At 73.3% G+C, this 1,601-nt stretch carries 2 protein-coding genes; one reads left to right on the forward strand and one right to left on the reverse strand.

Translation table 11 applies throughout. The features are described 5' to 3' along the window. Window positions 1-597, forward strand: a 597-nt coding sequence (locus CCN42_RS39840; protein ID WP_143662219.1) for a PP2C family protein-serine/threonine phosphatase, incomplete at its 5' end; no start/stop codon positions are given. Between the two features lie 57 nt (window positions 598-654). Here CCN42_RS39840 and CCN42_RS39845 read toward each other — a convergent pair. Continuing rightward, window positions 655-1,601, reverse strand: a 947-nt coding sequence (locus CCN42_RS39845) for an NsdA family TPR-like regulatory protein (protein ID WP_483883546.1), incomplete at its 5' end; no start/stop codon positions are given.

Here is a 1,601-nt window from a genome sequence, read left to right on the forward strand (position 1 = left end):
GGCGGCGACTGGTACGACGCGCTGGAACTCCCCGGCGGCGAGACCGTGCTGAGCGTCGGCGACCTCACCGGACACGGCCCCGCCGTCACCTCCGGCATGGCGATGCTGCTCGGCGCGCTGCGCGGGATGGCGATGGCCGGCACCCGGCCGGGCCAGCTGATGGCCTGGCTCAACCAACTGCTCGACACCACCGTCCAGCCGGCCCTCGGCAGCGCCGTCTGCTGCCGCTACCGGTCCGGCACCCGCACCCTGGTGTGGGCCCACGCGGGACACCCCGCCCCGCTGCTGTTCCGCGACGGGACGGGGCACAGGCTGAGCGCGCCGGACGGCGTCCTGCTCGGCGCGGCCTCCGGTGCCGCCTACGGCGAGGCCGAGGAGACCCTGGAGCCCGGCGACCTGCTGCTGCTGCACACCGACGGACTGGTGCCCGGGCGGGCCGCGGCGGATCCGGCTGCCGTGGACCGCCTCCTCGGCCTGACCCCGCGGTTCGCCGCGGCGCGCACCGCGCAGGACTGTGTGCGGGTGGTCGTGGAGGAGTTCGGCGAGACCGAGCGCGAGGACGACGCCTGTGTGCTCGTCGCCAGGGTGACCGCGTAGGACCCGCGCCGCCCCGGCTCCCCCTCGTGTCTGCCGTTCGTCTCCCCGGCCTGGCGCTCACGCCCGGGCGGTGCTGCCGCCGCCCGGCTTTTTGGCCTGGTCCTTGGGCAGCGCCAGTTTGATCTCCTCCCGCAGCTCCTGGATCTTCGGATAGGTCGCGTACTCGGCGGTGAGCCGGTACATCTGGCGCAGCCGGTCCCAGGTGCGGCGCGAGGAGTTGGAGCTCATCGACACCAACGCCAGGCGCGCGTACCCGGCCGCCTGCTCCGGGTCGTCGGCGATGAAGCAGGCGGACGCCATGGAGAGATGGTCGAAGATCTTCGACCGCTCCTGTGCGTCGACCCGCAGGGCCAGCGCCTTGTCCGCGTAGTGCTGGGCGTGCGCGGCCGCCGCCGGCTCGAACTCCGCGAGTGTGCGATAGGCCAGGGCCTGCATGCCGTAGAGATCGGCCTCGTTGAACAACTGCATCCAGCTGGGCGGCGGCACGTCGCCCTTGTCGGAGACGAAGAGGTCCTCCGCCCGGCCGAGGGTGCGGCGCATCGCCTGGCCCTTGCCCATGGACGCCTGGGCCCACGCCTCGATGGTGTGGAACATCGCTCTCGTGCGGGGCAGTACCTGTTCGCCGGAGCCGGACTGGGCGAGTTTCATCAGGTCCAGCGCGTCGTCGGGCCGGCCCAGGTGCACCATCTGGCGGGCCGCCCGGGAGAGCGCCTCGCCGGCCCGGGGCCGGTCGCCGCCCTCTCTCGCGGCATGGGCGGCGATCACGAAGTACTTCTGGGCCGTGGGCTCCAGGCCGACGTCGTGCGACATCCAGCCCGCGAGGACGGCGAGGTTGGCCGCCACACCCCACAGGCGCCGTTGCAGATGGGGTGGATGGTGGTAGGCGAGGATGCCGCCCACCTCGTTGAGCTGGCCCACGACCGCCTTGCGCTGGAGCCCGCCGCCGCGGGCCGCGTCCCAGGCGCGGAACACCTCGACCGAGCGCTCCAGCTCCTCGATCTCCT

The organism is Streptomyces glaucescens (assembly GCF_002154375.1).
In the GTDB taxonomy this organism is placed as follows: Bacteria; Actinomycetota; Actinomycetes; order Streptomycetales; family Streptomycetaceae; genus Streptomyces; species Streptomyces glaucescens.